This window comes from Actinacidiphila yanglinensis, assembly GCF_900107965.1.
GTDB lineage: Bacteria > Actinomycetota > Actinomycetes > Streptomycetales > Streptomycetaceae > Actinacidiphila > Actinacidiphila yanglinensis.
In genome coordinates, this window is sequence record NZ_FNVU01000004.1 from 38,258 (window position 1) to 53,737 (window position 15,480).

Sequence of the window (15,480 nt, forward strand, 5' to 3'; positions counted from 1 at the left end):
GTCACCGTGGCGGCCACCGCCAGCGCAGGGGGTGCCAGCCGATGGCCGGAGAAGCGGGTGAGGCCGCTGCGCGGGCACGTGCGACCGCGATCCTGAGGCTGCGCGGCTCGGCGCTCTCCCTGGCCCTGCTGCCGGCCGCCGCCGCGGTGGTGCTGCAGGTCGCCCGGGCCGCCGGCCAGGTCGACGGCCCGGTCTGGGACGGCGTGCGCTGGGGCGTGACCGGCGTCGCCCTGCTCGTCCTCGCCGTCGCGGGCGCCGTCGCCGCGGTGATCGTCCGCGCCCAGCCCGCGGTCAGTCCCACCGTCCCGGTCGCCGAGTCGACCGCCCCCGACCTGTACCTGATGGTCCGGGACGTCGCCGACCGCCTCCAGGTGCCACCGCCCTCGGCGGTCGAGCTGACCCCCGACTGCGACAGCTGGCTGGAGGAGCGCAGGCCCGCGGCCGGCACCCGTGGCACCGAGCGGCGCCCCGGGCCGGTCCTCGTGGTCGGCTCGCCCTTCCTGTGGTGGATGCGCGTCGCGGAGCTGCGCGCCCTGCTCGCCCCCGTCATCGCGGGCACCGCGGCCGCGGCCGACCCCGAGATATCCGCGGCGCGCCGCTTCCTCAGCGGCCTCGACGCCGCCGCCGGCGTCGCGGCGCACGGCGGCACCCGGCCCGGCGGGCGCGGCCTGACCGGCCGCCCGGTGTTCGCCTTCCTCGGCTGGACCACCCGGCTGCTGCTGCGCGCCTGCAGCGTCCACGCCGCCGAGATGGAGCGCGGCGTCGCCGCGTCCGCCTCCGAGCGCGCGCAGGCGGTCGACTACGGGCTGCGGGTCGTCGCCCAGGAGCAGGTCGGGCTCGCCTACGCGGGCTGGGACCGGCTGCTCACGCGCGTCGCACTGCCCGGCTGGCGGATGGGGCGCTGGCCGTCCCGGCTGCACGCGGGCGTGGTCGCCGCGCTCACCGAGCTGTCCCGGCGCGATCGGCTCGCCGACGGCTTCGAGACCCGGCTGGGCGAGCGCCCGGCCTGCGACCTGCTGGAAGAGCCCGGTGCCGTCGACGAGGCGGTCTCCCTGCTGGCCGGGCGGATCTTCCACGGCGGCCCGGACCGGCCGCGGCCCGGCTGGGAGCCGGTGAGCTGGGCCCGCTACCCCGAGGACGTCGTGGACCGGCTCTGGCGGGAGGAGGCGAGCCGGCTGATACGTGCGATCGAGGAGCTGCGGCCCTTCGCCGAGCCCGCGGCCGCCGTCTCCTCGGCCACCTCTGTCGGGCGGGCGCTGCTGGTCGGCGGCGAGCGCGACACGGAGTTCGGCGGGGTGACGCTGGAGCGGGTCGTCGACCGGCTCGCCGTGGCCGGCGGCAGCGAGAACGAAGTCGTCGCCGCGCGGCTGGCGGCCGCGGCGCCCTCCGGGCCGTACGCCCAGGCGGCCGCCGCGTACCAGCTCGTGCCCGAGCGCACGGGCCGCGAGTTGCTGGCCGACCACCTGATGGCGCTGATCTGCTGCGCCGCCGTCGACACCGCGGGCGCCGGCACCGGGCTCGACTGGCTCGACGGTCCGGCGCTCCGCATGCCCGGGTTCCGCCGCTCGGAGCTGAGCGCGGCGGTGCTCCAGCTGGTGGAGAGCGGGGACCCGGCGCCCGTGCGCGGCTGGCTCGCGGGCACCCCCATCCGCCCCGACAAGCCCCTGCGGCTGCCGTAACCACCCCGGGTTCCCCTCCCGTTCAGGGGCTTCACGGAGCCGCCGCGCCGAAGCTCGGACGCCGTACAACCCGAGAAGAGGGAAACCGTACGAAACGTGACTACCGGGGTGCATTGTGTGATCTGCTGGGCACGAGCAGACCGCATCGTTGCACCAGGCGGAGCGGGAGCGTGGAGCGCGCGGAGGCGATGGGCATGGGGGAAGTACGGCGGTGGGAGTCCGGAGCACTCGCGCACGGGGTGTCGGACCCCTTCGGACAGGGGCCGCTGCCCTGGCTGCGCGGTGAGCCGCAGTATCCGGCCGACGACGGCCAGGTGGTGCCGTGGTACGTCGACCTGGCCGCCAGCAACGGCAGGGCGCCGCGCAAGCCGCACCTGCCGGGCCCGCGCACCGCGGACGACGTGCGCCGCCAGATCAAGGGCTTCGCCGCCGAGGCCGCCGCCGCGCCCGGCCAGGCGATCGACTTCAGGATCACCGTCGACCCGCCGCAGGAGTTCACGGTCGACGTCTACCGGATCGGCCACTACGGCGGTGACGGCGCCGCCCAGGTCACCGCGAGCCCCCGGCTGTCCGGCATCGCGCAGCCCGCCCCGCTCGCCGCCGGCCGCACCATCTCCTGCCACCACTGGTGGCAGTCCTGGCGGTTGCAGATCCCGCCGTACTGGAAGACCGGCGCCTACGTCGCGGTGCTCACCACCGCCGACGGCTACCGCAGCCACGTGCCGTTCACCGTCCGGGACCTCGCCGAACCCGCCGACCTGCTGCTCCTGCTGCCCGACATCACCTGGCAGGCGTACAACCTCTACCCGGAGGACGGCCGGACCGGCGCCAGCCTGTACCACGCGTGGGACTCCGACGGACGGCTGCTCGGCGAGGAGGAGGCGGCCACCACCGTCGCCTTCGACCGCCCCTACGCGGGCGCGGGCCTGCCCCTGCACATCGGGCACGCCTACGACTTCGTCCGCTTCGCCGAGCGGTACGGCTACGACCTCGCCTACGCCGATGCCCGCGACCTGCACGCGGGCCGGATCGACCCGAGCCGCTACCGGGGCCTGATCTTCCCCGGGCACGACGAGTACTGGTCCCGCCCGATGCGCAGGGCCGCCGAGGCCGCCCGGGCCGGCGGCACCTCGCTGGTCTTCCTGTCCGCCAACACCATGTACTGGCAGGTGGACCTCGCGCCGGCCGCGGACGGTGGCGCCGACCGGCTGCTGACCTGCCGCAAGCGGCGGGGGGAGGGCGGCCAGGGCGAGGCGGCGAAGGGGCGCAGCGCGCTCTGGCGCGACCAGGGCGAACCCGAACAGCTGCTGCTCGGGGTGCAGTACGCCGGGCGGGTCCCGCAGCCCGCGCCGTTGGTGGTGCGCAACGCCGACCACTGGCTGTGGGAGGCCACCGGCGCGACCGAGGGCACCGAGATCCCCGGGCTGGTCGCGGGCGAGGCGGACCGCTACTTCCCGCGCGTCGCGCTGCCGGACTCGACCGAGCGCATCCTGCTCGCGCACTCCCCGTACGAGGGCAGCGACGGCCGCAGGTGCCACCAGGAGACGTCGCTGTACCGCGCGCCCAGCGGGGCGTACGTCTTCGCGTCCGGCACCTTCGCCTGGTCGCCGGCGCTGGACCGGCCCGGCCACGTCGACCCGCGGGTGCAGCGGGCGACGGCGAACCTGCTGGACCGCATCTGCAAGCGCGACTGAGCGTCCGCGCGGGCCCTTGCGCGCCGTCGCCTCCCCGGTAGGCGAGAATCGGAGCCGAACCACCGATTGGGGAGGACCCGCCCATGCCCGGATTCGTCGACAAGCCCGAGCCCGTCCAGGTGCCCGGCCTGACCCACCTGCACACCGGGAAGGTGCGGGACCTGTACCGGAACGACGCCGGTGAGCTGGTGATGGTGGCCAGCGACCGCACCTCCGCGTACGACTGGGTGCTGCCCACCCTGATCCCGGACAAGGGCAAGGTGCTGACCCGGCTGTCCCTGTGGTGGTTCGACCAGCTCAGCGACCTGGTGCCGAACCACGTGATCTCCACCGACGTGCCCGCGGGCGCCCCCGCGGACTGGGCCGGCCGGACCATGGTCTGCCGTTCGCTGCGGATGGTGCCGGTCGAGGCGGTGGCCCGCGGCTACCTCGCCGGCTCCGGCCTGGTCGAGTACGAGCACAGCCGCACCGTGTGCGGGATCGCGCTGCCGGAGGGCCTGGTCGACGGCTCGGAGCTGCCCGCCCCGATCTTCACCCCGGCGACCAAGGCCGCGGTCGGCGAGCACGACGAGAACGTCGCGTACGAGGAGGTGGCCCACCAGGTGGGCGCCGAGACCGCGGCGGCGCTGCGGCAGAGCACCCTCGCGGTGTACAGCCGCGCCCGCGACATCGCCGCCGGGCGCGGCCTGATCCTGGCGGACACGAAGTTCGAGTTCGGCTACGACGACGGTGCCGTCACCGACGGCGGCGGCGCGCCCCTCGTGCTCGCCGACGAGGTGCTCACCCCGGACTCCTCCCGCTACTGGCCCGCCGACGCGTGGGAGCCCGGCCACGCACAGCCCGCGTACGACAAGCAGTTCATCCGCGACTGGCTCACCTCGCCGGCCTCCGGGTGGGACCGGCACGGCGAACTGCCCCCGCCGGAGCTTCCCCAGGAGATCGTCGACCAGTCCCGGGCCCGCTACTTCGAGGCGTACGAGCGGCTGACCGGCCTGCCCTGGTCGTAGCGCCGACGGCGTCGGGTACGGCGAAGGCCCCGGTCGATTCGACCGGGGCCTTCCTCCTGCTGGAGCGGACGACGAGATTCGAACTCGCGACCCTCACCTTGGCAAGGTGATGCTCTACCAACTGAGCCACGTCCGCAGGGCGTGCAGACACTCTACCCGACGCGTCGGAGAGAGGGAAAAGGGTTCTGCCGCGACGCCGTGTGGCGCCACCGTGCCTCGACCCCCGTGCCGCCGCCCGGGCCGCCCGAGGCAGGAACCCGGGTACGGCGAAGGCCCCGGTCGATTCGACCGGGGCCTTCCTTCTCCTGGAGCGGACGACGAGATTCGAACTCGCGACCCTCACCTTGGCAAGGTGATGCTCTACCAACTGAGCCACGTCCGCAGGCGGTGCTGCTTCGACCACTCTACCCGATCGGCCGACAGCGACCGAACGTGGCAGGTGACCAGAGCGGGTGACAGGAATCGCACACTGCGCCTCCCCCCTGGAAGGGGGGCGCTCTACTACTGAGCTACACCCGCTTGACCTCCGCTGACCTGGGCTTTTCGGCCCCGTCCTGCGGTGTGCCCTCAGACTAGCGGAAGACCCGGGGTGGCTGTCCAATCGACACCGGCCGGTCAGCGGGCGGGTGTTGGAGAGCCGGCGGACGGGACATCCGCCCCGTCCCCGACTGCTCGCGACCGGTCCGCCCGGACCCGGCCGGTCGCGCCGCGCCGCGCCCCGACGGCTCAACCCGCCTTGTTGAACGCCTCGTAGACCTTCTTCGGGATGCGGCCGCGCGCGGGCACCTCGAAGCCGTTGGACTGGGCCCAGGCGCGAACGGTGGCCGGGGTGGGCGCGATCGGGGTGCGCTTGTAGGCGTGGCCGGAGAGGGTCCGGCGGCGGCCGGCCTCGACGTAGGGCGCGAGTTCCTTGCGCAACCTGTCCGCGTTCCTCGACGAGAGGTCGATCTCGTACCACTGGCCGTCGACGCCGAATGCGATCGTCTCCTCGGCGTCGCCGCCGTCGAGATCGTCGGCAAGGGTGACCAGCACGCGCTGCGCCATAGGGATCGGTCCTTTCTTGTGCCGGCTGCCTGGGCTCGCGACGGGGCGGGTCCTGCCCGGGGCCGCGACCCGGCGCCCGAGAAGGGGGAATGGAGTGGCGGTGGAGAGAGTCGTTACCGCTGTTAATTCCCGCTGCATCCACTCCGCAAGCCTCGTCGCTTCCGGGGACCCTATGTTTTCCGCCGGGCGTTCCCCAGGCATTTCGTCAGCCGATATCCAAACGTGATCGGCGATCTGCGGCGGATGTGGCGTTGCGGGTATATCTACTCGCGTAGATCTCCTCACCCGGTACGCTGAGAGAACCTCACGCACCACACCATCGGGAGTAGCAGTGGCACGCGTCGTAGTCGACGTCATGCTCAAGCCGGAGATCCTCGACCCCCAGGGCCAGGCGGTACAGCGAGCGCTGCCCCGGCTCGGCTTCGACGGGATCTCCGACGTCCGCCAAGGAAAGCGCTTTGAGCTGGAGGTCGACGGCCCCGTCGACGACGCTGCGCTGGCCCGTATTCGGGAGTTGGCGGAAACCTTTCTCGCCAACACCGTGATCGAGGACTTCAATGTAAAGGTGGAGTCGTGACTGCACGCATTGGTGTCGTCACATTTCCGGGAACACTCGACGACCGCGACACTCAGCGCGCGGTCCGGGTGGCGGGCGCGGAAGCGGTCCCGCTGTGGCACCGGGACAAGGACCTGAAGCAGGTCGACGCGGTGGTTCTGCCCGGCGGCTTCAGTTACGGCGACTATCTGCGGGCCGGTGCGATCTCCCGTTTCTCGCCCGTGATGGGGTCGATCATCGAGCAGGCCCGGGCCGGAATGCCGGTGCTGGGGATCTGCAACGGATTCCAGGTGCTCACCGAGGCGCATCTGCTGCCCGGTGCGATGCTGCGCAACACCGACCTCCACTTCGTCTGCCGCGACCAGAAGCTCAGGGTCGAGACCAGCGGCACCGCGTGGACCGCGGACTACGCGGCGGGCCAGGAGATCTCCATCCCGCTGAAGAACATCGACGGCCGCTACACCGCCGACGAGCACGTCCTGGACGAGCTGGAGGCGGAGGGCCGGGTGGTCTTCCGCTACGCCGTCGAGGGCGAGGCCGCGGACGGCTACGGCAACCCGAACGGCTCGCTGCGCGACATCGCCGGGATCACCAACGCGGCCGGAAACGTGGTGGGCCTCATGCCGCACCCCGAGCACGCCGTCGAGTCGCTGATCGGCACCGGCCGCACCGACGGGCTCGGCTTCTTCACGTCAGTACTCAAGAAGTTGGTCGACGCATGACGCTGGATACGGTCGGGCACGCCGAGCAGACCCCGGACGTGGAGCTGCCCTGGAAGGCGCTGGGGCTCAAGGAGGACGAGTACCAGCGGGTCAGGGAGATCCTGGGCCGCCGTCCGACCGGGGCCGAGCTGGCGATGTACTCGGTGATGTGGTCGGAGCACTGCTCGTACAAGTCGAGCAAGGTGCACCTGAAGCAGTTCGGCGCGAAGGCGCCGCAGACCGACGCCCTGCTCGTCGGCATCGGTGAGAACGCCGGCGTGGTCGACGTCGGCGAGGGCTACGCGGTCACCTTCAAGGTCGAGTCGCACAACCACCCGTCGTACGTCGAGCCCTACCAGGGCGCGGCCACCGGCGTCGGCGGCATCGTGCGCGACATCATCGCGATGGGCGCGCGGCCGGTCGCCGTGGTGGACCCGCTGCGGATGGGCGCGGCCGACCACCCGGACACGAAGCGGGTGCTGCCCGGCGTGGTCGCGGGCATCGGCGGCTACGGCAACTGCCTTGGCCTGCCGAACATCGGCGGCGAGCTGGTCTTCGACGCCTGCTACCAGGGCAACCCGCTGGTCAACGCCGGTGCGATCGGCGTGATGCGGCACGAGGACATCCACCTCGCCAAGGCGTCCGGCGCCGGCAACAAGGTCATCCTCTACGGCGCCAGGACCGGCGGCGACGGCATCGGCGGCGCCTCGATCCTCGCCTCGGAGACCTTCGACGCGACGAAGCCGAGCAAGCGGCCCGCCGTGCAGGTCGGCGACCCGTTCCAGGAGAAGCTGCTGATCGAGTGCACGCTGGAGGCGTTCGCCGAGAAGCTGGTGGTCGGCATCCAGGACCTGGGGGCGGCGGGTCTGTCCTGCGCTACCAGCGAGCTGGCCTCCAACGGCTCTGGCGGCATGCGCGTCGAGCTGGACGACGTACCGCTGCGCGACTCCACGCTCTCGCCCGAGGAGATCCTCATGAGCGAGTCGCAGGAGCGGATGTGCGCGGTGGTGGAGCCCGCGAAGGTGGAGCGGTTCCTCGCGATCTGCGAGAAGTGGGACGTCATCGCCACCGTCGTCGGTGAGGTCACCGACGGGAACCGGCTGGAGATCTTCTGGCACGGCGAGAAGATCGTCGACGTCGACCCGCGCACCGTCGCGCACGAGGGCCCGACGTACGACCGCCCGTACGCCCGTCCCTCCTGGCAGGACGCGCTCCAGGCCGACGACGCCAACCGGTTGCCGCGCCCCGACACCGGCGACGAGCTGCGCGCGCAGGCGCTGCGGGTGCTCTCCTCGCCGAACGTCGCGTCGAAGGCGTGGGTCACCGACCAGTACGACCGGTTCGTGCAGGGCAACACCGTGCTGGCCCAGCCCGAGGACGCGGGCATGATCCGGGTCAACGAGGAGACCGGCCTCGGGGTCGCCATCGCCACCGACGGCAACGGCCGCTACACGAAGCTCGACCCGTACACCGGGGCGCAGCTCGCGCTCGCGGAGGCGTACCGGAACGTGGCGGCGACCGGCGCGAAGCCGCTGGCGATCTCGGACTGCCTGAACTTCGGCTCGCCCGAGGACCCGGACGTCATGTGGCAGTTCGTGGAGGCGGTCCGCGGTCTGGCCGACGGCTGCCTGCAGCTCGGTACGCCGGTGACCGGTGGCAACGTCTCCCTCTACAACCAGACCGGTGAGGCGGCCATCCACCCCACGCCGGTGGTCGCCGTGCTCGGCGTGATCGACGACGTGGCGCGCCGCACCCCGATGGCCTTCGGTGACGAGGGCCACCTGCTGTACCTGCTCGGGGAGACCCGGGAGGAGTTCGGCGGGTCGGTCTGGTCGCAGGTGGTGCACGACCACCTCGGCGGGCTGCCGCCGGCCGTGGACCTGGAGCGGGAGCGGCTGCTCGGCGAGATCCTGATCAGCGCGTCGCGCGACGGCATGGTCGACGCCGCGCACGACCTGTCCGACGGCGGTCTGCTCGCCGCGGTCACCGAGTCCTGCCTGCGCGGCGGACACGGTGCCCGGCTGGTCGTCCCCGACGGCCTGTCCGCCTTCACCTTCCTGCTGTCCGAGTCGGCCGGGCGGGCGCTCGTCGCCGTGCCGCGCTCGGAGGAGCTGCGCTTCACCGACATGTGCGGTGCGCGCGGCCTGCCGGCGGTGCGGGTCGGCGTGGTCGACGGCGACGCGCTGGAGGTGCAGGGCGAGTTCAGCATCCCGCTGACGGAGCTGGGTGAGGCCCACGAGTCGGCGATCCCGGGGCTGCTGGCCTGAGAAGGTCCTGACCCCGTACGGAAGGAGGGCGCCCCGGCCACGCTGCCGGGGCGCCCTCCTTTTCCGAGGCCCTAGTGTTCTTCGTCATGGTGCGGGTGGGACAGGCGCGGCGTGCGGCGGCGCGGTGGGTGGGCCGGTACGGGCGCGGCTCGGAGGGGTACCTCGGGGCGTACGTCAGCGGGTCGACGGTCGGGATGCCGGACGACGCGGAGCTGCCCGCGACGTCGGACATCGACGTGGTGGTGGTGAGCGGGTCGGCCCAGCCGCCGCCGAAGCTCGGGAAGATCCGCCACGAGGGCGCGCTGCTGGAGGTCACGACCCTGCCGTGGTCCGCGCTCGATCCGCCCGCGAGGGTGCTGGAGTCCTACCACCTGGCGGGGTCGTTCCGCACGGACACGCTGCTCGACGATCCGACCGGCCGGCTGGCGCAGCTGCGGGCGTACGTGGAGCCGCGGTTCGCCCGGCCGCGGTGGGTGCTGAGGCGGTGCGCCGACGCGCGGACGCGGATCGAGTCGGGCCTGGAGGCCTTCGACCCGGCGGCGCCCTTCCACCAGGCGCTGACCGCCTGGCTCTTCCCGGCCGCCGTCACCACGCACGTGATCCTGGTGGCGGCGCTGCGCAATCCCACGGTCCGGCTGCGCTACCGGGCGGCGCGGGTCGCGCTGGAGGAGTACGGCCACGCCGGCCTCTACCCGGAGTTGCTGGGGCTGCTCGGCTGCGCGGAGGTCTCCGCGGAGCGGGTGGGGCGCCATCTCGACGCACTGGCCGCGACGTTCGACGCGACGGCGGCCGTGGCGCGCACCCGCTTCCCCTTCAGCGGCGATCTCACGCCGGAGGCGCGGCCGGTCGCGATCGACGGCAGCCGCGCGCTGGTCGACGGCGGCGAGCACCGCGAGGCCGTGTTCTGGATCCTCGCCACCTTCGCCCGCTGCCATGCGGTCCTGGCCGCCGACGCACCCGGGCTCGGCGCGGAGCTGGAGCCCGATTTCCGTTCGGCCGCACGGGAGTTGGCGGGCGTCGACGCGGCCGGGAGCCTGCCCGGGCGGGTCGCGGAGGTCGGCGCCTTCGTCCCCCGGGTGTGGCGCACCGCCGAGGCGATGGTCGGGTCCCCCGGAGAGCGGTGATCGTGGAGGATGAGGGCATCCCGGCGGGTGCTGACCGCCGGACCCGGAGGAGGGCGGGCGCGTGCAGGCACTGGGCGAGGTTCTGGCGGGAAACCGCTATCCGGGGCGCGGGGTGGTGTGGGCGCGGACCGGGGACGGCCGGTGCTGCGGCGCGTACGTCCTCACCGGCCGCACCCGCGCCTCGCAGGCGCGCGAACTCCGGCGTGCCGAGGGCGAGTTGGTGGTCGCCGCGACGGAGGGCCCCGGCGGCGACCCGTTGCGGCACTACGTGGGCGCGCGGGAGCGCGGGGAGTGGCTGGTGTACGGCAACGGGGAGCAGGTCGCCGAGGTCGGCGCTCGGCTGGATCTCGGGGCGGGGCCGGGTTCGGCGCTGTCGGGGCTGTCCTACGAGCCGGACCCGCCGATCTTCACCCCCCGGATCACCGCGGTCGTCCACCACCCCACCGGGCGCGCCTGGTTCGGGGCCGCCCGGCGCAGTGCCCGCGGCCGGGAGGAGGCCGACGTGCTCACCCTGGCGGTCGGCGCCCTCGCTCCCGGGGACGCGGTGCTGATGACCACGTACCGTTCCGACGGCCGCACGGTCGCCGGCGCCGAGCCGTACGTCGAGACCGTGACGCGCGCTGCGGCTCCCGGGGGCCCGGACGGCCTGGTCGCCGAGATCTGGGACGCGCTGGACCCCGGACTGCGGGTGGCGGTCGCGGTGTTCGAGCCCGGGGCGCTGGGAGGCGCGCTGCTTCGGCACCGGTAGCCGCGGCCGCTGACGGGGCCGCCTCCGCCGTGGTTGGCTGTCCTCCGCCGCAACCTCGGAGCGCGCGGTGCGCGTCAGCAGCTACGACGTGGCACGTCGTTCCTCACCACCGAAAGGCTCGGGCATGTACGAGTACAAGGTCATCACCTTCCGCGAAGCGCTGATCGGGGACGCCCTCGACAGCGACAAGCTGGAGAAGGTCCTCAACAAGCACGCCGAGGACGGCTGGGCGCTGAAGGACATCACCTCCGGCGACGTGAAGGGCCGGATAGGCCCCGGCGCCGTCGACGGCCTCCTGATCACCTTCGAACGCCCCCGCCAGGGCTGACCTCCCGCCCGACCCGCGCCCACGCGGCTACGCTCCTTGTCCTGGTGACCAGGCATCGGTGAGCGTGGCCGCGTGGGCACGTTCGGCAGTCGGAGAGCTGAGCTGCGGTTCGTGGGGTGGGGCGGGGGTGGCGGTTAGGCTCGGGGCATGTCGACCTCGTCGGAGAGCCGCCGCCGTGTCCGGACGTACGAGCCCACGCGGACGTGGGGCGCCCTGAGCGCGCAGGTGGGGCACGTGCGGGTGGCCGCGCGGGGGTTGACCGGGGAGCAGTGGAAGTGGCCCTCGGGGCTGCCGGGTTGGGATGTGCGGCTGCTGGTGGTGCACATCGAGCGGCAGGTCGAGGCGATGGGGGCGGCGCTGGACGCCGAGCAGCCGCCCGCCGGGGCGAAGGCGGTGGGGCTGGACACCTGGGCGCTGTCCACCGCCGGGATCGCCGAGCAGCTGGACGCCTCGACCCGGGCGGAGGAGGCGCGCACCGCCGATCCGCTGACCGCCCTCGACGAGGCCGCCCGGCAGCTGGCCACCCGCGAGGCCGAGGCGACCCGCGGCGACCGGCTGGTGCCGAGCCCGTTCGGGCCGATGCGGGCGAGCGACTTCCTGGTGACCCGGCTGGTGGAACTCGTCGTCCACAGCGACGACCTCGCCCGGGCGACCGGACTGGACGTCGGCTTCGACCGGCACGCCCTCGCCGGCGCCGTACGCGTCCTGGCCGACGCGCTCGCCGCGAAGGCGCCCGGGAACTCCGTCGAGGTGCGGGTGCCCCCGTACGCGGCCGTGCAGTGCGTGGCCGGGCCGCGCCACACCCGCGGCACCCCGCCGAACGTCGTCGAAACCGACCCCAGGACGTGGCTGCGCCTGTCCACCGGCCGCACGACGTTCGCCGACGAGGTGGACGCGGCCCGCGTCTCGGCCTCCGGCGAGCGCGCCGACCTCACCCCGTATCTCCCGGTGCTCGGGTGACCCTGCGGGCGTGCGGCGCTCACGGTCGGTGACCGCCGGCGCCGCGATGGCCGGAAAACGACCACGGCCGCCCGCTGCCCCCCGCGGGTAAGGGCAACGTCACATCGCTTACAGGACAAGGGGCGACGCGCGTAGAACCCGTCCCAGGGGTGTTCGCCCGTTCGGTCCATCAGCATTCCTGCCCTAGACTCGACAACGTGCCTCGTGGTGACGGACGACTCAGCCACGACCTGCTCCCCGGTGAGAAGGGCCCCCAGGACGCTTGCGGCGTCTTCGGTGTCTGGGCCCCGGGTGAAGAGGTCGCCAAACTCACCTACTTCGGGCTGTACGCCCTGCAGCACCGCGGACAGGAGTCCGCGGGCATCGCAGTGAGCAACGGCTCCCAGATCCTGGTCTTCAAGGACATGGGTCTGGTCTCCCAGGTCTTCGACGAGACCTCCCTCGGCTCGCTGACCGGCCACATCGCCGTCGGCCATGCCAGGTACTCGACCACCGGCGCCTCCGTGTGGGAGAACGCCCAGCCCACCTTCCGCGCCACCGCGCACGGCTCCATCGCGCTCGGCCACAACGGCAACCTCGTGAACACCGCGGAACTGGCCGAGATGGTCGCCGCGCTGCCGCAGGGCCCCGGCCGGGCCACGAAGGTGGCCGCCACCAACGACACCGACCTCATCACGGCGCTGCTGGCCGGCCAGGTCGGACCTGACGGAACCCCGCTCTCGGTCGAGGACGCGGCACCACAGGTGCTGCCGAAGGTCAAGGGTGCTTTCAGCCTCGTCTATATGGACGAGCACACGCTCTACGCCGCCCGCGACCCGCAGGGCATCCGCCCGCTGGTGCTGGGCCGGCTGGAGCGCGGCTGGGTGGTCGCCTCGGAGAGCGCGGCGCTGGACATCTGCGGCGCCAGCTTCGTCCGTGAGATCGAGCCCGGCGAGCTGATCGCGATCGACGAGCAGGGCCTGCGCTCCTCCCGCTTCGCCGACGCGCGCCCCAAGGGCTGCGTCTTCGAGTACGTCTACCTCGCCCGCCCCGACACCGACATCGCGGGCCGCAACGTCTACCTGTCCCGGGTGGAGATGGGCCGCCGGCTGGCCAAGGAGGCCCCGGTCGAGGCCGATCTGGTGATACCGACCCCGGAGTCCGGCACGCCGGCCGCGGTCGGCTACGCCGAGGCCAGCGGCATCCCCTACGGCTCGGGCCTGGTGAAGAACTCCTACGTCGGCCGGACCTTCATCCAGCCGTCCCAGACCATCCGGCAGTTGGGCATCCGGCTCAAGCTCAACCCGCTGAAGGAGGTCATCCGCGGCAAGCGGCTGGTCGTGGTGGACGACTCCATCGTCCGCGGCAACACGCAGCGCGCGCTGGTGCGGATGCTCCGCGAGGCAGGCGCCGCCGAGGTGCACGTGCGGATCTCCTCGCCGCCGGTGAAGTGGCCGTGCTTCTTCGGCATCGACTTCGCCACCCGCGCCGAGCTGATCGCCAACGGCATGACCGTCGAGGAGATCGGCCAGTCCCTCGGCGCGGACTCGCTGGCGTACATCTCGCTCGACGCGATGGTCGAGGCGACCACGATCGCCAAGCCCAACCTGTGCCGGGCCTGCTTCGACGGCGAGTACCCGATGGACCTGCCCGACCCGGAACTGCTGGGCAAGCAGCTCCTGGAGGTCGAGCTGGCCGGCGGTGCGGACGCCGCCGACGCGCTGCGCAGGCCGTGAGAGCGCACCCCTCCGCCGCGCGGGCCGACGGCCCGCGCCGCGGTCCCCACCCGCGTACGCGCCCCGGCCGTCCCGGCCCGGGCCGACCGCGGCGACCGTACGACCGACACGAAGGTTCCCCCAGCCATGTCTGAGACAACCGGTGCCAGCTACGCAGCCGCGGGCGTCGACATCGAGGCGGGCGACCGCGCCGTCACGCTGATGAAGGAGTGGGTGCGCAAGGCGTCCCGCCCCGAGGTGGTCGGCGGGATCGGTGGCTTCGCCGGGCTGTTCGACGCCTCGGCCCTCAAGCGCTACGCGCGCCCGCTGCTCGCCTCGGCCACCGACGGCGTCGGCACGAAGGTGGACATCGCCCGCCGGATGGGCGTCTACGACACGATCGGCCACGACCTGGTCGGCATGGTCGTGGACGACCTGGTGGTGTGCGGCGCCGAACCGCTGTTCATGACCGACTACATCTGTGTCGGCAAGGTCCACCCGGAACGGGTGGCGGCGATCGTCAAGGGCATCGCGGAGGGCTGCGTGCTGGCCGGCTGCGCGCTGGTCGGCGGCGAGACCGCCGAGCACCCGGGGCTGCTGGCCGCCGACGACTTCGACGTGGCGGGCGCGGGCACCGGCGTGGTCGAGGCCGACGGGCTGCTGGGCGCGGACCGTATCCGATCGGGTGACGTGGTGATCGCGATCGAGTCGTCCGGGCTTCACTCCAACGGGTACAGCCTGGTGCGGCACGTGCTCTTCGACCGGGCCGGCTGGGCGCTGGACCGGAATGTGCCGGAGTTCGGCCGCACCCTCGGCGAGGAACTGCTGGAGCCCACCAGGATCTACTCGCTGGACTGCCTGGCGCTCGCCCGGACCACCGAGGTGCACGCCTTCTCGCACGTCACCGGCGGCGGCCTGGCCAACAACCTGGCCCGGGTCATCCCGGACCACCTGCACGCCACCGTGGACCGCGCCACCTGGACCCCGGCCCCGGTGTTCGGGCTGGTCGGCGAGCTCGGCGGGGTGCCGCGGCACGAGCTGGAGAAGACGCTCAACATGGGCGTCGGCATGGTCGCCGTGGTGCCGCAGGAGTCGGTCGACGTGGCGCTGTCGGTGCTGGCCGACCGTGACGTGGACGCCTGGGTGGCCGGCGAGATCCGGGCACGCGAAAGCGACGCCCCGGCCGTGGAACTGGTCGGTGACCACGGCGACGGCGCCTGAGTCGGACGGCTACGCGCTGTGAGGCATCACGCCGACGACGAAACCCGGCCCGGGGCGGACCCCGGGCCGGGCCTGAGTGTCGGCGGCGTCAAGCGCGACGGCGCTGAGACGAAGGGGACGGCTCCGACTGTTCGTCGTCGTCATCGTCCTCGTCTTCGTCGTTGTACAGATCCGCGTACTGCGCATACGGATCGTCGTCCAACTCGTCGTCATCGTCCTCGACCGGCTCCGGATTAACCGGCATCGACGGCGATGCGCCCAGCTCTTCGGCCAGACGTGAGAGATCCGTGCCGCCGCTGTTGTACTTCAGCTGGCGGGCGACCTTCGTCTGCTTGGCCTTGGCCCGGCCGCGCCCCATGGCTCGACCCCCTCAACGGCGGGGCTCGATGGCCCCGAGTCTTGACACGCGTTCATGAATCCGGAGCGGTCCCCCCGAGGAGAGATCCGGTCCGTAGAG

General features: G+C 72.9%; 14 protein-coding genes and 3 tRNA genes. 12 read left to right on the forward strand and 5 right to left on the reverse strand.

The window, feature by feature from the left end; translation table 11 throughout:
* Window positions 1-41 precede the first annotated feature (41 nt).
* The 3 genes from C4U44_RS10035 to C4U44_RS10045 all read left to right on the forward strand — a co-directional run bounded on the left by C4U44_RS10035 (window position 42) and on the right by C4U44_RS10045 (window position 4,380).
* Window positions 42-1,679, forward strand: a complete 1,638-nt coding sequence (locus tag C4U44_RS10035) for a M48 family metalloprotease (protein WP_103885362.1) — start codon at window positions 42-44, stop codon at window positions 1,677-1,679.
* A gap of 188 nt (window positions 1,680-1,867) precedes the next feature.
* Window positions 1,868-3,373: a N,N-dimethylformamidase beta subunit family domain-containing protein gene (locus tag C4U44_RS10040; RefSeq protein ID WP_103885788.1), complete on the forward strand. Its 1,506-nt coding sequence runs from the start codon at window positions 1,868-1,870 to the stop codon at window positions 3,371-3,373.
* Window positions 3,374-3,456: 83 nt separating this feature from the next.
* Window positions 3,457-4,380 (forward strand): phosphoribosylaminoimidazolesuccinocarboxamide synthase, encoded by a 924-nt coding sequence (locus tag C4U44_RS10045; RefSeq protein WP_103885363.1) that lies wholly within the window; start codon window positions 3,457-3,459, stop codon window positions 4,378-4,380.
* 60 nt (window positions 4,381-4,440) lie between these two features.
* Here the strand turns inward: C4U44_RS10045 and C4U44_RS10050 are convergent.
* The 4 genes from C4U44_RS10050 to C4U44_RS10065 form a co-directional block, all read right to left on the reverse strand.
* Window positions 4,441-4,516 (reverse strand) — tRNA-Gly (locus tag C4U44_RS10050).
* Window positions 4,517-4,686: 170 nt separating this feature from the next.
* Window positions 4,687-4,762, reverse strand: a tRNA-Gly gene (locus C4U44_RS10055).
* A gap of 65 nt (window positions 4,763-4,827) precedes the next feature.
* Window positions 4,828-4,899 (reverse strand) — tRNA-Gly (locus C4U44_RS10060).
* Window positions 4,900-5,106: 207 nt separating this feature from the next.
* Window positions 5,107-5,424, reverse strand: a complete 318-nt coding sequence (locus C4U44_RS10065) for a histone-like nucleoid-structuring protein Lsr2 (protein WP_103885364.1) — start codon at window positions 5,422-5,424, stop codon at window positions 5,107-5,109.
* Between the two features lie 331 nt (window positions 5,425-5,755).
* On the opposite strand from C4U44_RS10065, the gene purS reads away from it, so the two are divergent.
* The 9 genes from purS to purM all read left to right on the forward strand — a co-directional run bounded on the left by purS (window position 5,756) and on the right by purM (window position 15,023).
* Window positions 5,756-6,001 (forward strand): phosphoribosylformylglycinamidine synthase subunit PurS, encoded by a 246-nt coding sequence (purS, locus tag C4U44_RS10070; RefSeq protein WP_103885365.1) that lies wholly within the window; start codon window positions 5,756-5,758, stop codon window positions 5,999-6,001.
* Window positions 5,998-6,702, forward strand: coding sequence for a phosphoribosylformylglycinamidine synthase subunit PurQ (purQ, locus tag C4U44_RS10075; RefSeq protein WP_103885366.1), 705 nt, complete (start codon window positions 5,998-6,000; stop codon window positions 6,700-6,702). Before purS ends, purQ begins: the two co-directional genes overlap by 4 nt.
* The gene (purL, locus tag C4U44_RS10080; protein WP_103885367.1) at window positions 6,699-8,948 is read left to right on the forward strand and encodes a phosphoribosylformylglycinamidine synthase subunit PurL; all 2,250 of its coding nucleotides are present in this window, start codon (window positions 6,699-6,701) and stop codon (window positions 8,946-8,948) included. Before purQ ends, purL begins: the two co-directional genes overlap by 4 nt.
* Before the next feature lie 86 nt (window positions 8,949-9,034).
* Complete coding sequence (locus tag C4U44_RS10085) at window positions 9,035-10,072, forward strand: hypothetical protein (RefSeq protein ID WP_200823201.1); 1,038 nt, start codon at window positions 9,035-9,037, stop codon at window positions 10,070-10,072.
* Window positions 10,073-10,133: 61 nt separating this feature from the next.
* Entirely contained in the window at window positions 10,134-10,820 is a 687-nt protein-coding gene (locus tag C4U44_RS10090; protein ID WP_235031962.1) for an IMP cyclohydrolase, read from the forward strand.
* 124 nt (window positions 10,821-10,944) lie between these two features.
* Window positions 10,945-11,148 carry a DUF4177 domain-containing protein gene (locus C4U44_RS10095; protein ID WP_103885368.1) on the forward strand — a complete coding sequence of 68 codons (204 nt, stop codon included), beginning with the start codon at window positions 10,945-10,947 and terminating at the stop codon, window positions 11,146-11,148.
* A 147-nt stretch (window positions 11,149-11,295) separates the two neighbouring features.
* On the forward strand, window positions 11,296-12,108 hold the full coding sequence (locus C4U44_RS10100; protein WP_103885369.1) for a sterol carrier family protein: 813 nt from the start codon (window positions 11,296-11,298) through the stop codon (window positions 12,106-12,108).
* Window positions 12,109-12,305: 197 nt separating this feature from the next.
* Window positions 12,306-13,823 carry an amidophosphoribosyltransferase gene (purF, locus tag C4U44_RS10105; protein ID WP_103885370.1) on the forward strand — a complete coding sequence of 506 codons (1,518 nt, stop codon included), beginning with the start codon at window positions 12,306-12,308 and terminating at the stop codon, window positions 13,821-13,823.
* A gap of 126 nt (window positions 13,824-13,949) precedes the next feature.
* Window positions 13,950-15,023 carry a phosphoribosylformylglycinamidine cyclo-ligase gene (gene purM / locus C4U44_RS10110; RefSeq protein ID WP_103885371.1) on the forward strand — a complete coding sequence of 358 codons (1,074 nt, stop codon included), beginning with the start codon at window positions 13,950-13,952 and terminating at the stop codon, window positions 15,021-15,023.
* An 88-nt stretch (window positions 15,024-15,111) separates the two neighbouring features.
* Here purM and C4U44_RS10115 read toward each other — a convergent pair whose 3' ends face one another.
* The gene (locus tag C4U44_RS10115) at window positions 15,112-15,381 is read right to left on the reverse strand and encodes a DUF3073 domain-containing protein (RefSeq protein WP_103885372.1); all 270 of its coding nucleotides are present in this window, start codon (window positions 15,379-15,381) and stop codon (window positions 15,112-15,114) included.
* Window positions 15,382-15,480: the final 99 nt, after the last annotated feature.

Coding starts and splice junctions, on each gene's coding strand:
- C4U44_RS10085 (WP_200823201.1), top strand. CDS start 9,035: ATGGTGCGGGTGGGACAGGCGCGGCGTGCGGCGGCGCGGTGGGTGGGC.
- C4U44_RS10065 (WP_103885364.1), bottom strand. CDS start 5,424: ATGGCGCAGCGCGTGCTGGTCACCCTTGCCGACGATCTCGACGGCGGC.
- C4U44_RS10115 (WP_103885372.1), bottom strand. CDS start 15,381: ATGGGGCGCGGCCGGGCCAAGGCCAAGCAGACGAAGGTCGCCCGCCAG.
- C4U44_RS10040 (WP_103885788.1), top strand. CDS start 1,868: ATGGGCATGGGGGAAGTACGGCGGTGGGAGTCCGGAGCACTCGCGCAC.
- C4U44_RS10045 (WP_103885363.1), top strand. CDS start 3,457: ATGCCCGGATTCGTCGACAAGCCCGAGCCCGTCCAGGTGCCCGGCCTG.
- purL (WP_103885367.1), top strand. CDS start 6,699: ATGACGCTGGATACGGTCGGGCACGCCGAGCAGACCCCGGACGTGGAG.
- C4U44_RS10095 (WP_103885368.1), top strand. CDS start 10,945: ATGTACGAGTACAAGGTCATCACCTTCCGCGAAGCGCTGATCGGGGAC.
- purM (WP_103885371.1), top strand. CDS start 13,950: ATGTCTGAGACAACCGGTGCCAGCTACGCAGCCGCGGGCGTCGACATC.
- C4U44_RS10100 (WP_103885369.1), top strand. CDS start 11,296: ATGTCGACCTCGTCGGAGAGCCGCCGCCGTGTCCGGACGTACGAGCCC.
- C4U44_RS10035 (WP_103885362.1), top strand. CDS start 42: ATGGCCGGAGAAGCGGGTGAGGCCGCTGCGCGGGCACGTGCGACCGCG.